The sequence below is a fragment of the Okeania sp. SIO2B9 genome (genome assembly GCF_010672505.1).
GTDB classification, from domain to species: Bacteria; Cyanobacteriota; Cyanobacteriia; order Cyanobacteriales; family Microcoleaceae; genus Okeania; species Okeania hirsuta.
In genome coordinates this window covers 1-1,265 of sequence record NZ_JAAHGK010001696.1, presented here as the reverse complement: position 1 = coordinate 1,265, position 1,265 = coordinate 1, and the positions used below count along the sequence as shown (strand labels likewise).

Below are 1,265 nucleotides of genomic sequence, written 5' to 3'. Positions count from 1 at the left end.
TTTTCTATAGTTTTAACTATGACATCAGTCGGCCCGTGAGTAGAAAAACCAATAAATCTGACTTTGCCCTGTATTTGTAATTTTCTCGCCACATCCAGACAACCTCCTGGCCTAATTGAGTAATGGAGTAGTTCTAATGTATTAATCCCATGTATGCCTAGCAAATCAATATATTCTAGTTGCAAAAATTGGAGCGACTGCTGTAACTTACTTTGGAATTCTTGAGGATCGGCGCTTGGGCTAACTTTTGTCTGGACAATCAGTTTTTCCCGTGGTAGCTTGGGTAAAATTTCTCCAAGCTGCATCTCGGATGTACCATAACCACGAGCGGTTTCTATGTGGTTAATTCCGCATTCTAGGGAGCGACGAATTGTATTTTCTAAGTTTTGTTGATTATTTGGTGGGATTTGATTTTTTGGCACATCTTGCCATTTATATTGATACCTCATTCCACCGCAGGAAAATACTGGCATTGGTAATTCTGTTCGCCCAAAGCGTCGATACTGCATCATTATTAATAATCTTTCTGAAGTTACATTGAGGGATCTTCTACTACTTCTATATTATTCATGGTAAAATTAGTTCTGGCTAGGGACCCGTAATATTTTCTTGCTGCTTCGTCATAAGCAACAGCCGCATCTTTTTCTACATCAAAGCGACCTAAACGTATTTGTTTTTTGTACACTTTGATTTCAGCAATCCATTTTCGTTTATCTTTACACCAGTACACTCCCCGATATTTAGATGAATGTTTGACGCTAGGTCTCCTGTGCATTCGCGCACTTCCTTTGACTAGGCGTAAATTCTCTCGTCGATTATCTAGTTTGTTGTGATTAATATGATAAACAGATACACCCATAGGAGCGTCCATAATCACTCTGTGCATATAAACTGTGGTTCTTTTGCCATCTTTCTTGATTGTTCTGGCAGCAAAACCATCTATCAAATACCATTTATGTTTTGATAATTCCTCATAGTCTTGTTCATCAACTATTACTACCTGTCCTCTGGTAATCAAGATTTCTTTTGACATTTTTTCGGCCTTCTTATTAAATTAATAAAGTTATTATTCTCCCTTGTTTATCTGAATTAAGAGAGTAGAATACAAAACATTTGAGGCCAGTACGGAGTATGTATGTTTTTTAGAACATTTTATTTAACTTTTTATCTCTCTAGCTACAGCTAGATTATTTTGTCTGACTGCACCATAAGCTAATTCAACAGATAACTTATAAATGTGAACTTGCTGGTATCAAAGTTATGGA

2 protein-coding genes are annotated in these 1,265 nt (G+C 36.7%); both read right to left on the bottom strand.

Annotated features, from left to right (window positions below):
• On the bottom strand, positions 1–509 hold a 509-nt coding region (locus F6K13_RS33780), incomplete at its 3' end, for an aldo/keto reductase (RefSeq protein WP_353735760.1).
• A 23-nt stretch (positions 510–532) separates the two neighbouring features.
• Positions 533–1,033: an AP2 domain-containing protein gene (locus F6K13_RS33775; protein WP_124147515.1), complete on the bottom strand. Its 501-nt coding sequence runs from the start codon at positions 1,031–1,033 to the stop codon at positions 533–535.
• Between the last annotated feature and the right edge of the window lie 232 nt (positions 1,034–1,265).

What these genes read in the sequence shown, in the direction of transcription:
- F6K13_RS33775 (WP_124147515.1), bottom strand. Translation starts at nt 1,033, where the DNA reads ATGTCAAAAGAAATCTTGATTACCAGAGGACAGGTAGTAATAGTTGAT.